Below are 23025 nucleotides of genomic sequence, written 5' to 3' on the forward strand. Positions count from 1 at the left end.
CGATGTTCGACGCACTACTGCGCATGCAACTGGGGCCGATCATCGAGCGGCTGGCCGAGATGGAAGCGGAAATCGACGACCTGCACCGCCGCGCCGAGAGTTTCTGTCGCATCGGTGTCTGTCAGACCGTCGATGCCGCGAGCAACACCTGCCAGGTCAGCCACGGAGGATTGCTGACGCCAGCCATCAAATTCTTCAACCCCAGCGCCGGAGCGCAGAGCGAGTCACGAATCCCGAGCGTGGGCGAGCAGTGCCTGCTGCTCAACTACGGCAGCGGTGAAAGCGGCGCGCAAAGCGTGGCGTTGTTTGGTTTGAACAGTGACCGCTTTCCACCGACGGCAACGGTACCGACGCTGACGCGCCGGGTGCATGTCGACGGGAGCGAAAGCGGCTACGACGACGCCACGCACACCCTGCACTGGCAGAACGGCCCGGCCGCATTCAGCGGCTCTCGCGAGTCGCTTGCACTGAGCATCGGCCCGGCGCAACTGACGATGACTCCACAGCTGATCAGCCTGCAACTTGGCGCCGTCGGCCTGAGCATCGACGCCTCGGGCGTGCACTTCAGCGGCCCGTTGGTGGATCACCAGGGCCGCGTCATCAGCCCCTGAATCAAGAGCTTCCCATGATCGGAATCGATAGAGACTCCGGGGCCACGGTCGACGACTGGCTGCAGTTTGTGCAGCGCGCGACCCGGGCCCTGACCACGCCGCTGGGCACCCGGCAAAAAAGGCCCCTTTATGGCTCGCTGATCCCCACGCTGCTGGGGCAGAACCTCGGTGACGACGTTCTGCTTCTGGCCCAGAGCCACGCGGCTCAGGCGTTCTACAACGCGCAGAACGGGATCAGCGATTTTCAGCCGAGCGTGATCGTCGCCAGCCGCCAGGGCGCGGGCCTGCTGCTGCGCTTCGCCGGCACCTGGAAAAACCGTCAACAGACATTCGAGGTCGTGACATGAGCATGTTGATCCCCGGCCAGAATCAATTGGCCGAACCGGCGCTGATCACTGTCGACGCCTTCGAAGACTTGCTTGCCGAGTTCAAGACCTTCGTCGTCGAGTACGTCGGCGCCCGGGCGCCCGAAAGCGCAGCGAAACTCCAGACCAGCCTCGACAACGAGAGCGAACTGCTGACCCTGGCGCTTGAGGCTTTCTGCGTGCGCCTGCAAACCCATGAACGCAAATACAACGCTCGCATCAAGCAGATGCTGGCGTGGTGGGCCACTGGCAGCAACCTCGATGCACGGCTGGCGGACATGGGCCTGGAGCGACAGTTGCTCGACCCCGGCGACCCGGCGGCATTTCCGCCTGTACCGCCGATTTATGAAAGTGATGACGACGCCCGGCTGCGCTATTACCTGGCGCCGCATGCGCCGGCTGCGGGCTCGCGGATGCAGTATCGCCGCGAGGTATTCACCCTCGGTGAACGGCCAACGGTGAAGGTCGAATCCAGCGATGGCGGTGTGGTGAACGTCACCTACACCTTCAACCCGGACGGCCTCGCTGCACAGGTCAAGGACGGCAACGGTCGGCGTACTGCGCCGGGCGAGGTGCAGGTCACGGTGTTGTCGCGAGACGGCGATGGCACCCCGTCTGCAGCGTTGCTTGACGGTGTACGTCAGCACTTCGCCCGGCCCGATGTGCGACCGGAAACCGACCTGGTCACGGTCAAGGCTGCCGACATTCGACGCTACAAGATTCGTGTGGTGGCGAAGATCAATTCCGGCCCCGATTCGGGCCTGACCAAAGTCGCCGCGCAGCAACAATTGCAGGCCTACGCCGACAGTTGCCATCGCCTCGAAGGGCGGGTCGATCCGAGCTGGATCGACTACACGCTGCACAGCGCCGGCGCCGTGCAACTGCAGATTCTTGAACCGCTGGCGCCGATCGTCACCACGGCGTTTCAGGCGCCGTACTGCACGGCGGTCGAGGTCGAGGTGCTGACACTATGAGTGAGCCAACGCATAGCCCGACGTTGCTGCCGGCCAACAGCTCGGCGCTCGAGCGCGGGCTGGATCTGGGCTTCGGTGCGCTGCTTGATCGCATCGCGCCGCCGTTCCCCGAACTGATGAACCCGAGCGAAACACCGGTGGCGTTCCTGCCGTATCTGGCAGCGGATCGCGGCGTCGCTGAATGGAGCACCAGCGCACCGGAAGCGGAAAAGCGCCTGACCGTCGAACTCGCCTGGCCCACGGCGCGCCAAGCCGGTACTCGCAAGGCACTGGAAAGCGCGGCCAAAGGTTTGCAACTGCGCCCCGACATCCGCGCATGGTACGAACAGACGCCGCCCGGTATGCCTTACAGCTTCTCCGTGCGCGCGTTCAGCGACCAACCCTACAGCGAAGAAATCGACGCCCGTCTCGATCGCCGTTTGGCCGATGCCAAGAGCGAACGGGACATTCTCTCGGTAACAGTTGGCTTGAGCGCGTTCGGCAGTCACTCCATCGCCGCCGCGACCTTTTGCGGTGAGCTGACGACGATCTATCCGGTATTCATCGAAGGGCTTGAAACCTCTGGCGAGGCGTTCATGGCCGCAGCTTTGTACACCGTCGAAACATCCACTATTTATCCCCAGGGGGCCTGAATGGCTGACTATTACACCCTGCTCACCAACGCAGGGATTGCCTACGAAACGGCGTGCAAGGCCGCGGGCACGCCGATCAAGTTGACGCAGATTTCCGTCGGCGACGGCGGCGGCTCGGTCTACAACCCGGCCGCAACCGCCACTGCGCTGAAACGCGAAGTCTGGCGCGGGCCGCTCAATGCGCTGTTCCAGGACGAGAAGAATCCGAGCTGGCTGCTCGCCGAAGTGACCATTCCGCCCGATGTTGGCGGCTGGTATGTGCGAGAGGCCGGGCTGTGGACTGACACCGGCATTCTCTACGCCATCGTCAAATATCCGGAGTCATTCAAACCGGTTCTGGCGACTTCGGGCTCGGGCAAAGAGTTCTACATTCGCTCGATTTTCGAAACCAGCAATGCGTCGCTGGTGACCTTGCAGATCGACGACACGGTGGTCAAGGCCACTCGTGCGTGGGTCATGAGTTACCTCGCTGAAGAACTCGGCAAACTCGATGGCAAGCAATCGGTACGCGTCGCGGCCTCTACCAACATCGTGCTGAACGGTGCCCAGCAGATTGACGGCGTGGCCGTGATTGCCGGTGACCGCGTGCTGCTGGCGAACCAGACCCTGGCCAAGGACAACGGCCTGTGGATCGTGGCTAACGGTGACTGGGTGCGGGCGACTGATGCCAATACCAGCGCCAAGGTCACGCCGGGCCTGACGGTCATGGTGGAGGAGGGCACGGCGAACGGTGATTCGCTGTGGCACCTGACCACGAATGCGCCGATTACCCTTGGCACTACGGCGCTGACCTTCAAGATGCTCGCCGGGCGCACGGGGATTGCGGCCGGGACTTACAAGAGTCTCACGGTTGATGAATATGGCCGGGCGACGGCAGGTGCGAATCCTGAAACGCTGGCCGGGTTTGGCATCAAGGATTCCTACACCAAGGCTGAAGTTGAAGCGCTGATCGCCAAGGCATCGGCATTGCCCGTGGGTTCGATTGTGGCGTTTCCGGTTGATGCACCGCCGCCGGGCTTTCTGGAGCTGGATAACAGCGTCAAGAGCAGTGCGACTTACCCGGACTTGAGCGCTTATCTGGGCGGCAAGTTCAACAAGGGTGATGAGGGTGTTGGGAACTTCCGGTTGCCGGAAGCGCGTGGCGAGTTCCTGCGTGGCTGGGATCACGGACGGGGAGTTAACGCGGGACGTGTCATCGGAACGTCTGAGGGTGAAAGTGTAATCAACCACGTCCACGTGGATAATTATCTAGTCGATAACACTGCTGTTCCGGGGATCCCTGGTGTTTCAAACGCTTCGGTAAGTCAGAGCGTATGGGGCAAGGTTTACGGTACGGCCGGCGGCAGCCTGAAATCATATTTGTCGAACGACCAAGCGAATGGGTTCGCGGGTAACGGCATCGGTGGTCTGTACAGTGGCCCCATGAAAGGGGGGGGCACGGAGACTCGCCCACGCAACATCGCCGTCATGTGGTGCATCAAAGCCTGGAACACCCCGGTCAATCAGGGAACCATCGATGTAGCCGCACTGGCCAAGGAAGTCGAACGACTCAAGTCCGCTGTTCCGGTGGGTGCTGTTTTGGCTTTCCCGACGGGGATCGTTGCGCCGGGTTATCTGGAACTGGATGGCAGTGTGCAGAGCATTGCGACCTATCCGGATCTGGCGGCTTTTCTCGGTACCACTTACAACAAGGGTGACGAGGGCGCGGGTAACTTCCGGTTGCCAGAATCGCGTGGTGAGTTCCTGCGTGGTTGGGATCATGGCCGAGGAGTAGATGGAGGTCGCGCAGTTGGCAGCTATCAGAAAGGCTCACTGCTCCACGGTAACGATGACAATGGTGCTGAGGTTCATGGGCTCAATGGGATCAGTGCTAATCGAGCGGGGCTGGGCTGGGACATTCCGGTGATGGCGGACTATTCCGGATCCGGTGCTTACACGGCAAGCGGAGTGAATGTCCCAGGAACCTCCCTTTATACTCAGGCACACTATGGTGTGGCGCGTCCGCGAAACCTGGCAGTGATGTGGTGCATCAAAGCCTGGAACGCGCCGGTCAATCAGGGAAGCATCGATATCGCCTCTCTGGCTACTGAAGTCAAACTGGCTCGCCTAAATGGTGCGGAAGTAGGCGCCATGCGTAATCTGAGAGTATCGCTGCCTGTCGCGGCTTCCGTTGCAACGGTTACTGCTGATCAACTGATTGTCGAGCAACCGGGTGTCGCGCAGTACAAGTTGGCGAATCTCAATCTATCGCTCGATCTGACAACCGTCGGTGCAGGTGGCATGGACACCGGTATCGCTCCAGCAAACGGCAGTGTCGGGATTTACGTCATCTACAACCCCGAGTTGAAGGTTGCGAAGCTGCTGGGCGTCAATGCGACATTGAGTACCGCTCCTGAAATTTATGCGGGCACGAATATGCCCGCCGGTTATAGCGCCAGTGCGCTGGTCAGCGTGTGGCAAACCGGTGCCAGTCGATTGATGAACCCCGGCATTCAACATCAGCGTTCAATTTCCATTGCTCGGACGGTAGTGCTGGAAAACGGCATGTCGATGTCGCCGACACCGATCTCGCTGGCCTCTGTTGTTCCGAAGAATGCAAAAACCGTCGGTGGCTACATTCATTACATTGGTAGCGCTGATTTTCCGGGCGGTGGCTCTCTGGGGCTTTCTCCGGATGTTACCGAAGTAGGTATGAAAGCATGCGGCATTGGTGGAATCGTCGGACTGGGTGTTCTAAGTCCGTTCTCGGATCTGGTCATGGCTACTCCACAGACGATCTATTACCGCCTCTATGCGTCGGTCTCTCGTGCAAACGATGTCCACATCTCCCAATACACTTTTTAAGGAGTCATCTATGTTGAGAGCCTACTCAAATGTGGGGACGACCTTTCGATGTGTCGCCTCGGACTGGCCATTGGCTGACGGTGAAGTACTCTTCGACCATGAACCCACCCTTCAGGAACTGGAAAACTCATTTGGTTTCGCGAACGGCGAGCTGGTCTTGAAGCGCCAATTGGACCTGATTGCGCAGGAGCGATTTCGCCGAGAAGGTTCGGGTATCGTGGTCGCCGGTTTGATTATCGATTCATCCCGTGACAGTCAATCGCTGATTGCTGGAATGGCGGTTTCCGCGATGCTCGATCCTGAATATCGTTGCAGCTACAAGTCCGTTGCCGGGTTTGTCGATTTGACAGCCCAACAGATACTGCAAATTGCACAGGCTGTCAGGTCTCATGTTCAGGCCTGCTTTGATCGGGAAAAAGCGCTGTCCGAGTCTGCTCGAGCGGGAACGTTCAGCAGCGAAATGCTGACCGAGGGCTGGCCAGATTCCTTGCCTGAAACGCCAGTCGCAAACCTTCAGTAAAACGCCCCGCACCCCGGGGCGTTTTCTTGTCCGCTTAAAACAAATCAACACCCGCCAAAGCCCCTCCCCAAGAGGGGCCTTCCCGTTTATGGAGAAACGAAAAATGGCAACCCGCCAAACCTACACCGTGCTCGTCCCATTCCCCACCGGCGGTGGGCACTGGTCGAGCGTCGGTCAAGACCTTGATCTGCTCGACGTCGAAGCCAGTGCGCTGCACAGCGCCGGTCGACTTGAGCTGAAAACACCCTCCACCCAGGCCAAAAAGGCCGCTGCCAAGAAGGCTGACTAACCATGGCTGAGGTTTTGAACTTCGAGCACAACGGCATTACCGTCAATGCCACCGAATCCCCCGAGGCCATGGGTGGCCTGGGTGACAACGTCATCGGCTTGGTCGGCACTGCGCCGAAAGCCGATCCGCTGATTCCGCGCAACGCACCGTTCCGCATCAACAGCTTCACCACCCACGCGCTGCTCGATCCGACCGGCGCTGAAGAGGGCACGCTGTATCACGCGGTTTACCAGATCCTCAAAGTGGTCAAGGTGCCGGTGTACGTGGTGATCGTCGAAGCGGGCGCGACCCCGGCCGACACCGTCAACGCAGTGATCGGCGGTGTCGATCCAACCACCGGCCGCAAGCTCGGTCTGGCGGCACTGGGCAGTGTCCCGGAAGACCTGACCATCATCGGCGCGCCGGGCTTCACCGGCACCAAAGCGGTGGCTAGCGAGTTCGCCTCGTTCGGCAAGCGCATCAAGGCCCGTGTGGTACTGGACGGCAAGGACGCGTCGGTCGCTGATCAAGTGACTTACAGCCAGGAACTGGGCGGCGCCGATCTCGGTTTCGACCGTTGCCTGGTGGTGCACAACATGCCCGCCGTGTACTCGAAAGCCGCGAAGAAAAACGTCTTCCTCGCGCCGTCCAGCCTGGCGATTGCCGCGCTGGCCAAGGTCAAGCAGTGGGAGAGCCCGGGCAACCAGGTGACCTACGCCGAAGACGTGTCCCGCGTCGTTGAATACAACATCCTCGACACCTCCACCGAAGGCGATCTGCTCAACCGCTACGGCGTGAGCTACTACGCCCGCACCGTGCTCGGTGGCTTCTCGCTGCTGGGTAACCGCTCGATCACCGGCAAGTTCATCAGCTACGTCGGCCTCGAAGATGCGATCAGCCGCAAGCTGGTCAAGGCCGGTCAGAAAGCCATGGCGAAGAACCTGACCAAGTCGTTCATGGATCAGGAGGTCAAGCGCATCAACGACTGGCTGCAGACTCTGGTCGCCGACGAAACCATTCCTGGCGGCAGCGTGTACCTGCACCCGGAACTCAACAGCGTCGAGAAGTACAAGAACGGCACCTGGTACGTGGTCATCGACTATGGCCGCTACGCGCCGAACGAACACATGGTTTATCAACTCAACGCCCGCGATGAAATCATCGAGCAGTTCCTGGAGGACGTTCTCTAATGTTTACCAACCGCGTAAGACAGGCCATCGCGGCCACCCTGCAAGGCCTGCCGCTGTCGGCGACCGTTGAGGAATTCACTCCGCCGAAGATCGATTTCGACATGGAGAACATGACGGGCGGGCGCTTCATCGTTGAGGAAATGGCCAAGAGCGCCAAGCCGCTGAATGCTCAGATCAAGCTGCAAGGCACTGGTGCTGAAGTGTTGCTGGCGATGGGGGTGAAGCTGGGCGACGACATCCTGCTGAACGTGCGTGAAGCCGGTCAGGATCAGGACGGCAACACCTGGTTCACCTATCACACCATCGGCGGCAAGCTCAAAACCATGGGTGAAGACGCGATCAAAATGGGTGGCAAAGCCCTGACGACTCTGGACTTCTCGTGCCGCACCTACAACCGCCTGGAAAACGGCATCCCGGTGATCGACATCGACGTACGCACCCAGAAATTCGTGCTTAACGGCGTCGACATCCTCGGTGATGCGCGCCGTGCGGTGCTGATGCCGTAACCCCGTTTTACAGGCAATCATAAAACCCTGTGGGAGCGAGCTTGCTCGCGAAGGCGCCAGGTCAGTGGACATCAATGCTGAATGTCAGGCCGCTTTCGCGAGCAAGCCCGCTCCCACATTGGGCCAGTGTGACTGGCCGATGTTTAGCAACACCCCCTCAAGAATCACCAAGGAATTCATACATGTCGTGGATGCCACCCAAGCATGACCTGCTGTCGCCGATCACCGGCGACGACGGCGCGCAGATCGAGCAGATCCAGCTCAAGCCGCTGTTCTACGCCGCGCAGAAAGAAGCGCTGGAACGCGCCGGCGATGATGAAGACGATCAGTTCTTCGAACTGGCGCTGCTCGCCACCGGCCTGTCGGTCAAGGAACTCGACCAGCTGAAACGCCCGGACTACGTGAGCATCGCCCAGTACGTGCACGAGATGTCGACCCGTCCGGCGTCGTACTTTCTGGAGCAGGTCGAGGACGCGGAAGAGTCCGACGATCCTGACGAAGTGCAGCTGCTGCAACCGCTCGCCGTGACTGGCCGCACCGTGACCTCGTTGTCGCTGGAAATGCCCGCACTGCGCGCCACCAAAGTGATGAAGAAACTTAAAACGGCCAAGGAACGCGCCGAGTTCATCACCGCCCATTGCACCGGTCTGATGATCCCCGATCTGGCCCAACTGAGCGTCCCTGACTGGACCCAATTGCAGGTGCGCATCGACGATTTTTTAAACCAGCCGGCGGCCTACTTTCGGAACGCGACATCGAAGTAATCCTCGATATCGTCCCGCTCATTTACCCGGTAAGTGAAGCGGAGATTCTGGAATGGGACGCCGAAAAGGCGTTGCGCCGCTACGACATAGCGATCACTCGCCTTGGCGTGAAACAGGAGTAGAGCGGCATGGCAGATGATAACTATGCGTTGACGTTCGCTGAGGTCAATCAAGAAACCCGGGCATTGAGCACGGCCAGCAAGACTGCCGCCTTGATGGCTCCGGCGATGTCAGCAGGAGCCGCAACACCTGCTTCGAACTTTGACGGCAGTGTTGCCGGGCTAAGCCTGGCGCTGGCCGATGCCACCAGCGAATTGCGAAATCTGACCGCCGAGCAGGTTCAGCTCAGGGATGTGTTGGGGTCGATACACGCTGTGCTGATTTCACAGCGCTCGCTGCAACAGTCTCTCAATGACCGGCCAGCACTAGCGGGCAGCGCGGCCGTGGGAGCTGAGTCGAAACCGTCAGGCGTCAATGGCGCAACGCAACCTTTCAAATACCTGCAGCCAGCGATCAACCTTGATAGCGCGATGGCGCGACTGGGACGGGTTGCAGGCGTTGAGGGCGATCAAAGCGATGCGTTGCGGGTGTCGTTGGAGAAAATGGCCGCCGAGCGCAAAGTGGCAGCCGGCGGTACCACGGTGCTGGATCTGGCAGGCGTGATGTATGCCGGTGTCAAGGGTGGAGTTGGCAGCGAACAGAAGAATGAAGCCGCTCGGCAAAAAGACCTCAGTGATTTCACTCGAGACACTGGCATCACGGCCACAGCCTTTGAGATGAAGGCGCCGGATGTTGCGGATCTGCTGATCGGCTGGCGCACCTCAATGGGGCTCGACCGAGCAAAGACCCTCGACCTCGCCGATGCTACCAGTGTGCTGGGAAGCCGACTCAGTGCCTCGGTGGCTGATATTGGTTCGATCCTCAGCAACTATGGCGCTTCGGCAAAAGGTGCCGGGCTGAGTCCCGAACAGACTGCGGCTTTTGCTGCGGCAATGCTCAATGTCAACGTAAACAGGGCTGACGCCGGCGTGGCACTGGAGAGGATCACCACGACGCTGGCGTTGGGCGACAACGCATCAGTTAGTCAGAAAGCGGTGATCGCTCAACTCGACCTCGATCCAAAGTCCCTCGCTGCGCAAATGCAAGGGGATGCCCCCGGCGCGATTCTCAAGGTGCTTGAGGCGCTGAAGACAAAATCCCCCGAGCAGCAAGCCAGCCTGGCGATGACGCTTTTTTCGATCGACCAGCCGGTTGTGAAAATGCTCGAGCGCAGCGCTGATGTGCGGGGTGCATTTGATCTCGTCAAAGATAAACAGCAGTACGCATCTTCGGCGCGAGGCGAGGAGGGCGGGGCAGTCAATCAGGCTGCGCGGGCACTGTCTGATACGTCGCAAACGGGCTGGAACATTTTCACCGCTCAGAAAGATCGTCTAGTTAGCTCCGCTGGCGCTGCTGTGCTGGCTGATTTTGACAGGCTCACCGGGGTGATGGCTTGGGCGACTGATGGTTTGAGCAGCATGGCTGAAGAATCACCGGAGCTCGCGCGTACGTTGATTTTGAGTATTGCCGGTATTAAGGGCGTGCAGGTCGCTGGGTCGATGCTGGCCAAGGGCATTAGAGGAACGACATCCACTATCGACAACCTCAAGTTCGTCGGCACAACTGCCATATCCTGGGGTTCCGCAGCGCTTAACGGTGCGAAGGCTTGGGGGGGCGTTGCGCTGAATAATGCCAAGACTTGGGGTTCCGCTGGGCTTAACAATGCCAAGACTCTGGGATCCGTTGCGCTTGACCGAGCTAAATACCTGACATCCGGTCCAGGCCGAAGTCTGGTCAGTCAAGGTGCCCGTATCGGTCGTGTAGCTGGCCCTCTGAGTATGCCGTTGATGATGCTCGACTCCGGTATGGACGTGGTCAACGGCTTGCTCGATGCCGATGGCAAACAAACAGCCAGAGGAGCGGGCGGCCTGGTGGGTGGGGTTGCTGGAAATTACCTGGGGGCGCGCGTTGGTGCCTTCCTGGGGGCTTTCGCCGGTCCTGCCGGGGCACTTGTCGGTGGAGGGGTTGGCGGAGCAGCTGGCACCTACTATGGCAATCAGTGGGGAAGCGCATTGGGTGAAAAACTCGCGACGCCTGCACCGAACCAACTCGCCCCGCCGGTAGAGGTTGCCAAAGAACTGCCGAGCGCGCAGACGCAAAACCAGCAAGTCACCTTCTCCCCACTGATCCAGGTCACCTGTCCGGCGCCAGATACTGCCGAGCAGATTCGTACGATCATCGGCCAACAACTGAGCGGGCAATTCCACGGCCAGTTCCTGCCGTTGTTGACCAACAACCCGCTCGCCACCCGCCGTGACGCAGCCCTGACCGATGGAGTCGACTGATGAAACAACAAATGGCTCTAGGCAGTTTCATCTTCGGCCTGTCGCGCAACTTTGCTTACAGCACGTTGGCGCGAAAGTCCGACGGTGGCTGGAGCGACATCCAGATCCTGACCAGCAAACCCAAGTCCAGTCAGACCGGGCAGAAAGCGGAATCGCTGACCATCAGCGGCACCTCGATGTATGCCGTGGCCATGGATCGACTCGATGAGTTACGCGCACTTCAGGCACAGCGTGTGCCGCTGCCGTTGATTGATGGTATCGGGCGCAACTGGGGTCTGTGGCGGATCAACAGCATCGACGAGAACCAGAGCGAGGTCATCGATGACGGCACCGCGATGGTGATCAAGTGGGTGGTCGGATTAACGGAGTTCAACAATGCGTAAGGTACGAAGCGTGGCCGGTGATTCAGTGAATCTGCTGCTCTACCGCGAAACCGGGCGCAGTGATGACGCCGCCGAAGAAGCTCTGTGGACACTCAACCCGACCCTGGCCGAACACGGCCCGATCCTGCCTGCGGGCGTCTGGGTCACGTTGCCGGAACTCGACTCGAAACCGGCCACGATCAAACCGCTCACGGCCTGGGATTAAGGAGGTTGCATGACACTTGGTTTCACCCCGGCGGTAAGACTCTACGGGGCTCATTCGGCCCTGCTCAATCAACGCCTGATCAGTTGGGAACACATCGACGCTGCCGGTTTCGAGTCCGATCAACTGACGTTGACGATTGATCTTGAAGGCCTCGAAGGGCTGCCGGATCTGGGCGGGAAAATCGGCCTTGAGGTCGGTTATCTGGAGTCGGGAATGGTCGACAAGGGCCAGTTCAAAGTGACGCGCCTGACGCCGACGCTGTTCCCGTTCCGCCTGACGCTGGTGGCCACGGCGGCGCCGTTCAGCAAGGATGATGAGACGGGCTTCAAGCAACGTCGCACTGCCAGTCATGGCCCGACCACCTTGGGTGCGCTATTTGAAAAACTGGTGTCGAGCCATGACTTTTCACCGCGCGTCGCGCCCGAGGTGGCGATGATCAGGATCGAGCACGTCGACCAGTCCAACGAAACCGACATGAGCTTTCTGACGCGCCTGGCGAAAAAGTACAACGCGGTAACCAAACCCTACAACGACGTGTACGTGCTGGCCCGTCCCGGCCAGACCAAATCGTTGTCGGGCCAGGTGCTGGCGGACGTGACCTTGTCGGTGACCAGCAACAACCGTCCCGGCGATCACGCGTTCGTCAGCGCCACGCTGGAGGAGTCTGCCCGCGAGCAGACCAAGGGTTGCAAGACCTGTTTCTGGGATGGTGCTGCCGGCGTGTTGCGCTGGGTTGAAACGGGGCTTGCGCCGTTCAAGACCCTGCGCCAGAAACAACCCAGCGAAGCCGATGCGATCGCCGTCGGCGAAGGCGAAGTGCGCAAGATGCTCCGGCAGAAGTACAAGGTGAAGATCACTTGTCCCGGCAATCCACTGCTGGCCGCCGAAGGCCTTGTGCTGCTCGACGAGACCTGGCCGGACTTCATGCGTGGGCGCTGGTCGATCGAAAAAGTCACCGCCAGCGGCAATCGCGAGAACAGTTATCGCTGCGTGATCGATGCCGCCTGCCTTGACCCGAAAGCCGAAGCCAAGGACTGATTCCCCGCTTTGTCACTGCGATGAAGATCCCTGTGGGAGCGGGCTTGCCCGCGAAGAGGCCAACCCATTCAAAAGAGATGCCGGTTGATCCACCGCCATCGCTGGCAAGCCAGCTCCCACAGGTTTTGCAGTGTTCTGCAGACCGCTTTTCATTCAATTCTGGAACACCACCATGAAGATCACCCCGATCCTCACGCAGCTGCGTGGGCAATGCCCAAGCCTTGCCAACCACATTGCGGTGGGTGTCGATCTGGCGTTGCTGCAAGGCAACGCTGATCTGCCGACACCCTCGGCTCATGTTCTGCCCCTGGCGGATCTCGCGAGCACCAGCACCGCACAAAACCTCACCGCGCAACCGATCCGCGACCGCTTCGAAATCGTCCTGGCGCTCGACGCCAGCGACAGCACAAAAGCGCTGGATCTGTTGCACGACCTGCGCGCCGAACTGTGGCGCGCGCTGGTGGGATTCAAACCGGGCACCGACTACAGCGCCATCGTCTACGACGGCGGCGAGATGGTCTCGATCAACAGCAGCCGGGCCTTCTATCGGCTGCGCTTTTTTACCGAGTTCCAGCTCGGCCGCAATCTGCCGAGTCAGCCTGCGGAGAGTTGGCACGAACGTGAACTGGACGGTTTGTCGTCCTTTACCGGGGTCACCGTGCGGGTCGATGCGATCGACCCGGCCGACCCCAATCTGAAACACCCGGGCCCTGACGGGCGCGTGGAACTGACTTTCTCTGGAGACGTAACCCCATGAGCAATCGCATCACCGTACTGCCGGCCGCTGGCCGTGCCGTGCCTGACCCGGAAGCGGGCGATCTGCTGCCCAAAGAAGGCCGTGAAGTGCTGGACAGCGCCTGGTGGCGCCGACGTCTGGCCGACGGCGATATCACTCTCAAAACCGTAAAAGTCAAAGCACAGGGAGCCAAATAATGGCGATCGGATTCAGCAACATCCCCGCGGACATTCGTGTACCGCTGTTCTATGCCGAAATGGATAACTCGGCCGCCAATAGCGCGACTTCGGCCATGCGCCGTTTGATCGTCGCTCAGGTCAACGACAACATCGCCCCGACTGAAGTCGGCAAACTGGTGCTGGTCTCCAGCGTCGCGCTGGCAAAAAGCATCGGCGGTCAGGGCTCGATGCTCGCCTCGATGTACGAGACCTTCCGCAAGGCCGACCCGATCGGCGAGATCTGGTGCCTGCCGCTGCACAACACTGAAGGCGCCATCGCCAAAGGCGTGCTGACCCTGACTGGCACTGCGACTCAGGCTGGCGTGCTCAACCTGTACGTCGCTGGTGTGCGTGTGCAGGCCACCGTGGTCAACGGTGCCACCGCTGCTCAAGCGGCTACCGCACTGGCACAGAAAATCAACGCCACCGCCGATCTGCCGGTGAGCGCGGCGGCTGCTGAAGGTGTGGTCACCCTGACCGCCAAATGGACCGGCGACAGCGGTAACGACATCAGCCTGCAGTTCAATCGCCTGGGCAAGAGCAACGGCGAAGAAACCCCGGCCGGCCTGACCACTGCGATCACCGCCATGACTGGCGGCGCCGGTGTGCCGGATCAGGTCGCAGCCGTGGCTGCACTGGGTGACGAGCCGTTCGAGTTCATCGCTCTGCCGTGGTCGGATCTGTCGACCCTCAATACCTGGCAAGCAGTGATGGATGACAGCACCGGTCGCTGGTCCTGGGCCAAGCAACTGTTCGGTCACGTCTACAGCGCCAAGCGCGGCACCGTCGGCACCCTGGTTGCTGCTGGCCAGGCACGTAACGATCAGCACATGACCATCCAGGCGCTGGAGCCGGGCGTACCGCAACCGTTCTGGGTCCAGGCGGCAGCACTGGCTGCGCGCACCGCGGTGTTCATCTCCGCCGATGCCAGCCGTCCGACCCAAAGCGGCAGCCTGCCGGGTGTTGATCCGGCGCCGGCCAGCGAGCGTTTCACCTTGACCGAGCGGCAGTCGCTGCTCAACTACGGCATTGCCACCGCGTACTACGAAGGCGGTTACGTGCGCATTCAGCGTTCGATCACCACCTACCAGAAGAACGCTTACGGTCAGGCCGACAACTCCTACCTGGACAGCGAAACCATGCACCAGTCGGCGTTCATCGTGCGTCGTCTGCAAAGCGTGATCACCAGCAAGTACGGCCGGCACAAACTGGCTTCCGACGGCACCCGTTTCGGCGCCGGCCAGCCGATCGTCACTCCGGCGACCATTCGCGGCGAGCTGATCGCGCAGTACGCCAAGCTGGAACTGGAAGGCCACGTGGAGAACGCCGAGCTGTTCGCCGAGCACCTGATCGTCGAGCGCGACGTACAGGATCCGAGCCGCGTGAACGTGCTGTTCCCGCCGGATTACATCAACGGTCTGCGCGTGTTCGCACTGCTCAACCAGTTCCGTCTGCAATACGACGACGCGGCCTGATCGCCGCGTTTGGCCGTAAGCATTCAGCCCACTCCGGTGGGCTTTTTTATTTGAAGGGAGTAACACCATGGGTCAAGTGATTGCAGGCACCTGCTACGTCAAAGTCGACGGTGCACAACTGACTATCAACGGCGGCTGCGAAGCCCCGCTGATGGCCGTCAAACGCGAAACCGTCGTACCGGGTTTCTACAAGGAAACCGACGTCGCGCCGTCGTTCAAAGTGACCGCGCTGCACACCGCCGACTTCCCGCTGAAGAAGCTGATCGAAGGCACCGACATCACCGTTACCTGCGAATTCAGCAACGGCAAAGTCTACGTGCTGGCCGGTGCCTATCTGGTCGAAGAGCCGGTTTCCAAAGGCGATGACGCCACCATCGAGCTGAAATTCGAAGGCATCAAGGGGACCTGGCAATGAGCGGCGCCGTGAAGCTTCAGGTTGCGATCGAAGCTCACGGCGAGCCCCTGACCGAACTCGTCCTGCGCCGCCCGACGGTGCAGGAAGTGCGAGCGATCAAGGCGCTGCCGTACAAGATCGACAAAAGCGAAGAAGTCAGCCTCGACATGGACGTGGCGGCCAAATACATCGCCGTGTGCGCCGGTATTCCACCGTCGTCGGTCAACCAGCTCGATCTGGCTGACCTCAACGCGCTGAGCTGGGCCGTTGCGAGTTTTTTCATGAGTGCGGCGTCGGAGCCATCACCGACCTGATCGCAGTCGCCTATGACCTGGCCTGGTTCTGGAAGGTTGACCCCGAACAGATGATGGCCAGGCCACTGGATGTGCTCCGCGAATCGCTGGAGCACGCGCAACGGATCAATGCGATGCAGCAGGTGCAGTGATGGCGAATACAAATTTGAGCCTGATCCCGCAGAACTTTCCCGTCACGGTCAACATGCTCGTGGTGCTCAAGGGCGCCGAGAAAATGGAGACCGAGATGAAGGGGCTGCGCGGCAAGGTCGCAGCATTCAAGAAAAGCATGGAAGACAGCGGCCTCGAGCCGCTGGACGTGGCCGGCTTCATTGCTGAAGGTGGTTTGCTCAAGCCGTTTCAGGACGGCATCAAAAAAGCCATCGAAGCGCAGGATGCGTTGGCGAAGAAAGCCAGGGCACTCAAGGGCCTTAAAGTGCCGAAGGTGGTCCAGGGGGAAACCTCGGCCAACCTGGAAAAATTCAACAAGGCGCTGGATAACATCTCGCTGAAAATCGGTCAGGCGTTGTTGCCGGCGGTTAACGGCATCGTCACGGCGCTGACACCGGTGATGACTTCGATTGGCCAGTTTGTCGCCAACAATCCGTATCTGGTCGAAGGGCTGGCGGCCGCTGCCGTAGCGTTTACGGTGGTCACGGTCGGGGCGATGGGGCTGGTCGCGGTGCTGGGGATTCTGACCTCGCCCATCGGGCTGATTGCGGCGGCTATCGCGGCAGCGGTGGCCATCATCGTGATTGGCGCACGGTTGATTACCAATAACTGGGCGTCGATTTCCGGATTCTTCGGCAGGATGTGGGACTACGTTTCGACGAAATTCAACGCTGGAGTTGCGGCGACCACGCAGGCAATCGAATCGATGGGCGCATTGATCAGCAAAACGTGGGGAGAGATCAGCGCGGAATTTTTTGCCGGCGTCGACAGCGTCGTCAATATTTACAACGGCTTGGTATCGAAAGCGCAGGCAGGCACTGACAAGCTCGTGGCGGCTTTCGACTTCTCGCCGAGTGAGCTGTGGAACAAGGCGTTGGCGAAAGCCAGCAGCGTTGTCAGTGATTTCTTCGCCAGCACCATGGCGAATGCACAAGCAGGGATCGACAAGCTCAGGGTGAAGTTCGATTTCTCGCCGCGTGAGGTGTGGAATAAGGCATTGGCTAAGGCCAGCGGTGTCGTCAGTGATTTCTTCGCCAGCACGATGGCGGATGCACAAGCAGGGATCGACAAGCTCAGTGCGAAGTTCGCTTTCTCACCGCGTGAGGTGTGGAACAAGGCGTTGGCGAAGGCCAGTAGCGTTGTCAGTGATTTCTTCGCTGGCACCATGGCGGATGCGCAAGCGGGTATCGACAGGCTCAGGGCGAAATTCGATTTCTCGCCGAGTGAAGTGATGAGCAAGGCTTTTGCAACCGCGAGCAATGTCGTCAGTGATTTCTTCGCTGGCGCACAGGCCAAAGCTGCTGCCGGTGTAGACGCGCTCAAGGCGAAGTTCAGTTGGTCGCCAGTGCAGACGATTACTGACGCCTGGGGTTCGCTGAACAATGTGTTTGGCAATCTTGTTGGCGGTGTTGCAGGTAACGCTGCGGCGCAGTGGGAACAGGTCAAATCGATCTTCACGGAATCGCCGGTGGCGATGATTGAATCGGCTTGGCAACCCGTGGCGCCGGTTTTTTCCGCGCTGTGGGACGTACTCAGGGCTGGAGCCCAGCCGTTGAAAGACGAGTTTCAAAACCTGTTTGGCAGCGCGCCTGTGGAAGCGGTCATGGCGAAGTGGAATGGCGTGAGCGCGTACTTCTCCGGTCTGTGGGCATCGTTGACCACGGATGCACAAGTGGTGAAGAGCATCTTCGGCGATCTGTTCAGCCAGTCGCCGCTGGAGTCGATCCAGCAGAAATGGCAGCCGGTACTGACCTGGTTCAGCGACATGTGGACAAACCTGCAAGGGATTTTCGGGCAGCTTAAAGAACTGTTCGGTGGCAATTTCTCCGGTGTCTTTGCAACCCTCACCGGTACCGCCCCGGCAGCGCCTGCCGGTGCCCCGAAAGTAAGCAGTTCGCTGCCACAAACCTCCAGCGCCCTGATCCAGCAAAGCGCGGCCAACAACCGTACGCAACTCGAAGGCGGCCTGACCGTGCGCTTCGAAAATGCACCGGCGGGGCTGCGCACCGATCAACCACAAACCAATCAACCGGGCCTGGCGCTGTCTTCGCGCATCGGCTATCGCTCGCTGTCGGCAGGAGGTTCCAATGAACTGGCGTGACCGTTTGTTGCCGGCATCGTTTCGCGGTGTCGGGTTCTGGATCGATCAGGCGAAAACCCCGGTCGGTCGCAAAGGTCAGTTGCACGAATACCCGCAACGCGACCTGCCGTATTTCGAGGATCTCGGCCAGCAGGCCAAGACCCACGACCTGACGGCGTTCATCATCGGCGCCGATTGTCTGGAGCAGCGCGACAAGCTGCTCAAGGCCTTGGAGGCGGGCAGTGGTGAATTGGTGCATCCGTGGCTCGGACGCTTGCAAGTCAAAGTCGGCGAATGCGACATGACCCACACCCGCCAGGACGGCGGGCTGGTGACGTTCAGTCTGAAGTTTTACCCGGACCGGCCGTTGCCGTTTCCGACCGCTACCGTCAGTACGCAAAAAGTTCTGTTGGCCAAGGCGGACACGCTGTTGGGTTCTGCGGTGGCGCGCTTTGAGCAGGCGATGACGTTGATCAAGGCTGCGCGGATCGGCATTGCCAATCTGCGCAACAGCCTGACCGGGGTCTATGAGGTGATCAAAGAGCAGCTCAAGCCGCTGATCGAGCAGTACAAGCAAATCACTGAACTGGTCAAAGCCGTGAAGGAATTGCCCAAGGAAGTGGCGGCGGAGTTCAAGGGCCTGCTCGGCGATATCAAGGAGCTGAAGGCGTTCGCGAAGGAGGGCTACCGTGGCGTGATTGCCGACGTGTCCCAACAACTCGAGGCCATCCGCAAGTTGGATGCGCCGAAGATCACCACCGGCAAGGACACCAATGCTGCAGCGCAAGCCATGGCTGATCTGGTGCAGGACACCATGCTGGTGAAAGTGGCGCAGTGGGTCGCGTCGATGCCGGTAGCGACCCCTCCGGTCAAACTGACGTCGACCGCTTCGGTGGCGCATCAGGCGGATCAACCGGTGACCCGTCAGGAAGTGCCGGTGACCGACGAAATGAAAGCGCTGCAGAAGGCGGTCGGGGTGGCAATTGACCCGATGCTGGACAAGGCCGATCCCAAACATCACCAGGCAATCAACGATGTGAAGGAAGCGCTGATGGCGCATCTCAAGGCCGTGGCGTCATCCGGTGTGCGACAGGTCACCAAATCGTTCCAGGAAAGCCTGCCGGCGCTGGTTGTGGCCTACAAGCAATTTGCCGATGCCACACGGGTGACTCAAGTGACGCAGAGCAACGCGATGAACCATCCGGGCTTTTCACCCAACGACGTGAAAGTGTCCAGGGAGTGAGCCATGAGCGAGATGGATAACCATGTCACGCTGACCGTTAACAACATGGAACACGGCGGCTGGAAAAGCGTGGAAATCACCGCTGATCTGGAGCGCCAGTTCCGCACCTTCAAACTCGACATCACCTGGCAGTGGCCGGGGCAGACGGTGGATCAACGGATCAAACCGGGTGACCCTTGCGAAGTGAAAATCGGCCAGGATCTGGTGCTCACCGGCTACGTGTTCAAGGCACCGATCAGTTACGACGGACGCCAGATCAGCTTGAGTATCGAGGGTAGCTCCAAGACTCAGGATCTGGTCGATTGCGCAGCCACCAACCGCCCGAATCAATGGCAGGAGCAACCGCTGCTGAGCATCGTCCAGGCTCTGGCGGCGGAATACTCGCTGTACGTGGTCAACGAAATTCCCGAGACCGCGCGGCTCGCCAAACACACCATCGTGCCGGGCGAAACAGTGTTCCAGTCGATCGACCGATTGCTCTCGCTGTTTCGGGTGTTTTCCACCGATGACGAGCAGGGCCGGCTGGTGCTGGCCAAGCCCGGTAGTGGTGGTCGGGCCAGTGACGCGCTGGAGTTGGGCAAGAACATTCTGTCGGCGAACGCGCCGATGGATCAGAGCCAGGTGTTTTCTGAATACCGGGTGATCGGTCAGCAGAAAGGCTCGGACAATAAGAGCGGGGCGGCCGTCAGCGAGGTTCAATCCAGCGCGGCTGATCTGAGCTTCAAGCGCCGCCGCACCACGATCATCAACGAGGGCACCGCGCTGACGTTCGAGTTGGCCCAGCAACGCGCCCAATGGGAAAGCGCCACCCGCATGGGCCGGGCGCAGACCACCACCTATCAGGTGCAGGGCTGGCGTCAATCCAATGGCGATCTGTGGCGCCACAACACGCTGGTGAAGGTCACGGATCCGGTGCTCGGTTTTGACGGCGACATGCTGATCTCCAAAGTCACGTATTCGCTCTCGGCGCAGGGCTCGGTGACCACGCTGCAAGTGGCGCCACCGCATACCTTCGATCCCGACCCCACCCCCCCGAAAAAAACCTGAGCCTGACACCGAACCCCTGTGGGAGCGGGCTTGCTCGCGAAAGCGTCAGCAGCTCCAACATCCCATTGACTGACCCACCGCTTTCGCGAGCAAGCCCGCTCCCACATGTTGTCCGTGTCGGGTCTGCTCCCTGAGGACAATTCATGAGCCTACTGACACGCCTGCTGGCGCGCGGCACTGTCGTGCTCGCCCATTCGGCATCCAAGCTGCAATCGCTGCAAATGCGCCTCACCGCCGGCGAGGTGAACGACGACATGGAGCATTTCGAACCCTACGGTTTCACCAGCAACCCGCTGGCCGGCGCCGAAGGCATCGTCACGTTTCTCGGCGGTGACCGGTCTCACGCCATCGCCCTGGTGGTCGCCGACCGCCGCTATCGCTTGCAGTCGCTGGCCTCTGGCGAAGTGGCGATCTACACCGACGAGGGCGACAAAATTCACTTCAAGCGCGGGCGGATCATCGACATCGAAACCGCCACCCTGAACATCCGCGCCAGCAGCGCGGTGAACTTCGACACGCCGGTGATCAACCAGACCGGCAAGATCGTTTCCACCGGCGACCAACTCGCCGGCGGCATCAGCCAGATCAAACACGTGCACGTTGGCGTGCAGGCCGGTAGCGGCCAGACCGGTGCGCCGGCAGGAGGCAAATAATGCTTGTCAGCCAGAACCTCCACGCCGCACTGACCCGCGCCGTGCTCATCAGCCTGTTCACCTGGCGCCGCGCCGCCGATGACGACGCCCTCGACGACGAGGAGCGCTTCGGCTGGTGGGGCGACAGCTTTCCCACCGTCGCCGACGATCGCATCGGTTCGCGGCTGTGGCTGTTGCGTCGGGTCAAGCTGACCCGACAGACCCAGATGGACGCCGAGTTCTATGCCCGCGAAGCCCTGCAATGGCTGATCGACGACGGCCACTGCAGCGCCATCGACATCATCAGCGAACGCCTCGACGCCCAGCGCCTGAACCTGCGCACGGTCCTGACCCTGGCCGACGGCGAACGTCTGGACATCAACCCCGATAACAGTTGGCAGGTGATCTATGCCGTTTGAAACCCCTTCGCTGCCGGTGCTGATCAAGCGCACCCAAAGCGACCTGGCCGGCGATTCGCTGCGCCAGTCCGATGCGCAAGTGCTGGCCCGCACCCTCGGTGGCGCGGCTTATGGTCTGTACGGTTATCTCGACTGGATTGCCGAGCAGATCCTGCCGGACAAGGCCGACGAGTCGACCCTGGAACGCATCGCCGCGCTGCGCCTGAATCAGCCACGCAAACCGGCGCAAGTCGCCACCGGCAGCGTCAGTTTTACCGCGACCGCCGGTGCGGTGCTGGATGTCGACACGCTGCTGCAAGCGAGCGATGGCCGTACCTACAAAGTCACCACCGCGCGCACCACCGTCAATGGTAGCAACACCACCACGATTGCTGCGCTCGACGCTGGCAGCCTCGGTAATGCCGACGCCGGTCTGGCGCTGAACCCGGTGCAGCCGATCGCCGGTGTGGTCGGCAACAGTTTTGTGGTGCTCGCGCCCGGCCTCAGTGGTGGTGTGGCGCGGGAAAGTCTGGAGTCGTTGCGTTCGCGGGTGATCCGCTCTTATCGCGTGATCCCCCACGGTGGTTCGGCGAGCGACTACGAAACCTGGGCGCTGGAAGTGCCGGGTGTGACGCGGGCCTGGTGCCGTGGCGGCCTGCTCGGGCCAGGCACAGTGACGGTGTTCATCATGCGTGACGAAGACCCGCAACCGGTGCCCAACGATGAGCAATTGGCGGAGGTTCAGGAGTACATCGAACCGCTGCGTCCGGTGACGGCGGAAGTGCACGTGCAGCGGCCGATTCAGGTGCCGGTGGTGTATCGCTTCAAGAGCGTCAACCCGGACACCACTGCTGTGCGCGCCGCCGTTGAAGCGCAACTGCGCGACCTGCACAACCGCGAGGCCGATCTGGGTGTGCCGCTGCTGATCAGCCATATCCGCGAAGCCATCAGCAGCGCCGGCGGTGAGTACGATCACACGCTGACCGCGCCGGCCGCTGACGTGCCTGCCGGGCAAAGCGAACTGCTGACCTTCGGAGGCTGCGTATGGGGGGCATAAGAACCGCCGCGCAATATCAGGCGCAGCTGCGCGCGTTGCTACCCAGCGGTCCGGCGTGGGATCCGGAGCGCGTTCCGGAACTCGAGGAGGTACTGCAAGGCGTCGCCGTCGAACTGGCACGCCTCGACGCCCGCGCCGCCGACCTGCTCAACGAGATGGACCCGGCGGGCGTCAGCGAATTGGTGCCGGACTGGGAGCGGGTGATGGAACTGCCCGACCCATGCCTGGGCGCCACACCGCTGTTCGACGACCGCCGCCTCGCCGTGCGCCGACGCTTGCTCGCGGTCGGCAGTCAGGCTGTCGGTTACTACCTCGACATCGCCAAAAGCCAGGGCTACCCCAACGCCAGCATCACCGAACACGAAGCCCCCCGCATGGGTCGCTCGCGTTTTGGCGCAGCGCACTGGGGCACCTGGGAAGCGCAATTCATGTGGACCCTCAACACCGGCGGCCGCCTGCTGCTTGGTCGGCGCTATGGCGCGAGTTACTGGGGCGAGCGCTTCGGCGTCAACCCGGGCTCGGCGCTTGAGTGCCTGATCCACCGCAGTGCCCCGGCGCATACCAAGGTGCACATCAATTATGACTAGGGAGGAATGA

26 protein-coding genes are annotated in these 23025 nt (G+C 60.7%); all 26 read left to right on the forward strand.

The genetic code is table 11. The annotated features are described in order from the left end of the window. The first annotated feature begins 2 nt into the window (after positions 1-2). Positions 3-611 (forward strand): phage baseplate assembly protein V, encoded by a 609-nt coding sequence (locus tag M0808_RS03990; RefSeq protein WP_247839990.1) that lies wholly within the window; start codon positions 3-5, stop codon positions 609-611. A 14-nt stretch (positions 612-625) separates the two neighbouring features. Then, positions 626-958 carry a phage baseplate protein gene (locus M0808_RS03995; RefSeq protein ID WP_003222189.1) on the forward strand — a complete coding sequence of 111 codons (333 nt, stop codon included), beginning with the start codon at positions 626-628 and terminating at the stop codon, positions 956-958. After that, positions 955-1950, forward strand: coding sequence for a baseplate J/gp47 family protein (locus M0808_RS04000; RefSeq protein WP_247839992.1), 996 nt, complete (start codon positions 955-957; stop codon positions 1948-1950). The genes M0808_RS03995 and M0808_RS04000 overlap by 4 nt, the downstream gene beginning before the upstream one ends. Further along, the gene (locus tag M0808_RS04005; protein WP_247839994.1) at positions 1947-2582 is read left to right on the forward strand and encodes a phage tail protein I; all 636 of its coding nucleotides are present in this window, start codon (positions 1947-1949) and stop codon (positions 2580-2582) included. The genes M0808_RS04000 and M0808_RS04005 overlap by 4 nt, the downstream gene beginning before the upstream one ends. Continuing rightward, the gene (locus M0808_RS04010) at positions 2583-5426 is read left to right on the forward strand and encodes a phage tail protein (RefSeq protein WP_247839996.1); all 2844 of its coding nucleotides are present in this window, start codon (positions 2583-2585) and stop codon (positions 5424-5426) included. Positions 5427-5436: 10 nt separating this feature from the next. After that, complete coding sequence (locus M0808_RS04015; RefSeq protein WP_247839998.1) at positions 5437-5946, forward strand: DUF4376 domain-containing protein; 510 nt, start codon at positions 5437-5439, stop codon at positions 5944-5946. 103 nt (positions 5947-6049) lie between these two features. After that, positions 6050-6235 carry a hypothetical protein gene (locus M0808_RS04020; protein ID WP_007964321.1) on the forward strand — a complete coding sequence of 62 codons (186 nt, stop codon included), beginning with the start codon at positions 6050-6052 and terminating at the stop codon, positions 6233-6235. A gap of 2 nt (positions 6236-6237) precedes the next feature. Beyond that, the gene (locus M0808_RS04025) at positions 6238-7404 is read left to right on the forward strand and encodes a tail protein (protein WP_047291938.1); all 1167 of its coding nucleotides are present in this window, start codon (positions 6238-6240) and stop codon (positions 7402-7404) included. Next, positions 7404-7910, forward strand: a complete 507-nt coding sequence (locus M0808_RS04030) for a phage major tail tube protein (RefSeq protein ID WP_007908799.1) — start codon at positions 7404-7406, stop codon at positions 7908-7910. Before M0808_RS04025 ends, M0808_RS04030 begins: the two co-directional genes overlap by 1 nt. Positions 7911-8092: 182 nt before the next feature. Continuing rightward, a complete protein-coding gene (locus M0808_RS04035; protein ID WP_247840000.1) occupies positions 8093-8674 on the forward strand; it encodes a phage tail assembly protein in 582 nt (193 codons plus the stop codon). A gap of 128 nt (positions 8675-8802) precedes the next feature. Continuing rightward, a complete protein-coding gene (locus M0808_RS04040; RefSeq protein ID WP_247840002.1) occupies positions 8803-11058 on the forward strand; it encodes a phage tail tape measure protein in 2256 nt (751 codons plus the stop codon). Next, positions 11058-11441 carry a phage tail protein gene (locus M0808_RS04045; RefSeq protein WP_047601251.1) on the forward strand — a complete coding sequence of 128 codons (384 nt, stop codon included), beginning with the start codon at positions 11058-11060 and terminating at the stop codon, positions 11439-11441. Before M0808_RS04040 ends, M0808_RS04045 begins: the two co-directional genes overlap by 1 nt. Further along, on the forward strand, positions 11434-11646 hold the full coding sequence (locus tag M0808_RS04050) for a tail protein X (protein ID WP_096795852.1): 213 nt from the start codon (positions 11434-11436) through the stop codon (positions 11644-11646). Before M0808_RS04045 ends, M0808_RS04050 begins: the two co-directional genes overlap by 8 nt. Before the next feature lie 9 nt (positions 11647-11655). Beyond that, the gene (locus M0808_RS04055; protein ID WP_247840004.1) at positions 11656-12684 is read left to right on the forward strand and encodes a phage late control D family protein; all 1029 of its coding nucleotides are present in this window, start codon (positions 11656-11658) and stop codon (positions 12682-12684) included. Between the two features lie 172 nt (positions 12685-12856). Next, complete coding sequence (locus M0808_RS04060) at positions 12857-13441, forward strand: hypothetical protein (RefSeq protein ID WP_247840005.1); 585 nt, start codon at positions 12857-12859, stop codon at positions 13439-13441. Continuing rightward, entirely contained in the window at positions 13438-13617 is a 180-nt protein-coding gene (locus tag M0808_RS04065) for a DUF2635 domain-containing protein (protein WP_027611066.1), read from the forward strand. Before M0808_RS04060 ends, M0808_RS04065 begins: the two co-directional genes overlap by 4 nt. Beyond that, complete coding sequence (locus tag M0808_RS04070) at positions 13617-15113, forward strand: phage tail sheath subtilisin-like domain-containing protein (RefSeq protein WP_041072261.1); 1497 nt, start codon at positions 13617-13619, stop codon at positions 15111-15113. Before M0808_RS04065 ends, M0808_RS04070 begins: the two co-directional genes overlap by 1 nt. A gap of 67 nt (positions 15114-15180) precedes the next feature. After that, on the forward strand, positions 15181-15528 hold the full coding sequence (locus M0808_RS04075; protein WP_007964335.1) for a phage tail tube protein: 348 nt from the start codon (positions 15181-15183) through the stop codon (positions 15526-15528). Then, the gene (locus tag M0808_RS04080) at positions 15525-15821 is read left to right on the forward strand and encodes a phage tail assembly protein (RefSeq protein ID WP_003222226.1); all 297 of its coding nucleotides are present in this window, start codon (positions 15525-15527) and stop codon (positions 15819-15821) included. Before M0808_RS04075 ends, M0808_RS04080 begins: the two co-directional genes overlap by 4 nt. 130 nt (positions 15822-15951) lie before the next feature. Then, positions 15952-18072, forward strand: coding sequence for a hypothetical protein (locus M0808_RS04085; RefSeq protein ID WP_247840006.1), 2121 nt, complete (start codon positions 15952-15954; stop codon positions 18070-18072). Beyond that, positions 18059-19294, forward strand: coding sequence for a DNA circularization N-terminal domain-containing protein (locus tag M0808_RS04090; protein ID WP_247840008.1), 1236 nt, complete (start codon positions 18059-18061; stop codon positions 19292-19294). The genes M0808_RS04085 and M0808_RS04090 overlap by 14 nt, the downstream gene beginning before the upstream one ends. A 3-nt stretch (positions 19295-19297) precedes the next feature. Continuing rightward, on the forward strand, positions 19298-20341 hold the full coding sequence (locus M0808_RS04095) for a phage baseplate assembly protein (RefSeq protein ID WP_247840010.1): 1044 nt from the start codon (positions 19298-19300) through the stop codon (positions 20339-20341). A 143-nt stretch (positions 20342-20484) separates the two neighbouring features. Next, positions 20485-20994: a phage baseplate assembly protein V gene (locus M0808_RS04100; RefSeq protein ID WP_027611071.1), complete on the forward strand. Its 510-nt coding sequence runs from the start codon at positions 20485-20487 to the stop codon at positions 20992-20994. After that, entirely contained in the window at positions 20994-21392 is a 399-nt protein-coding gene (locus M0808_RS04105; protein ID WP_007964342.1) for a phage GP46 family protein, read from the forward strand. The genes M0808_RS04100 and M0808_RS04105 overlap by 1 nt, the downstream gene beginning before the upstream one ends. Next, positions 21382-22428, forward strand: a complete 1047-nt coding sequence (locus M0808_RS04110) for a baseplate J/gp47 family protein (RefSeq protein ID WP_135295076.1) — start codon at positions 21382-21384, stop codon at positions 22426-22428. The genes M0808_RS04105 and M0808_RS04110 overlap by 11 nt, the downstream gene beginning before the upstream one ends. Further along, positions 22416-23015 (forward strand): putative phage tail protein, encoded by a 600-nt coding sequence (locus M0808_RS04115; protein WP_007964344.1) that lies wholly within the window; start codon positions 22416-22418, stop codon positions 23013-23015. The genes M0808_RS04110 and M0808_RS04115 overlap by 13 nt, the downstream gene beginning before the upstream one ends. Positions 23016-23025: the final 10 nt, after the last annotated feature.

Source organism: Pseudomonas sp. MWU12-3103b (genome assembly GCF_023100615.1).
Lineage (GTDB): Bacteria > Pseudomonadota > Gammaproteobacteria > Pseudomonadales > Pseudomonadaceae > Aquipseudomonas > Aquipseudomonas putida_A.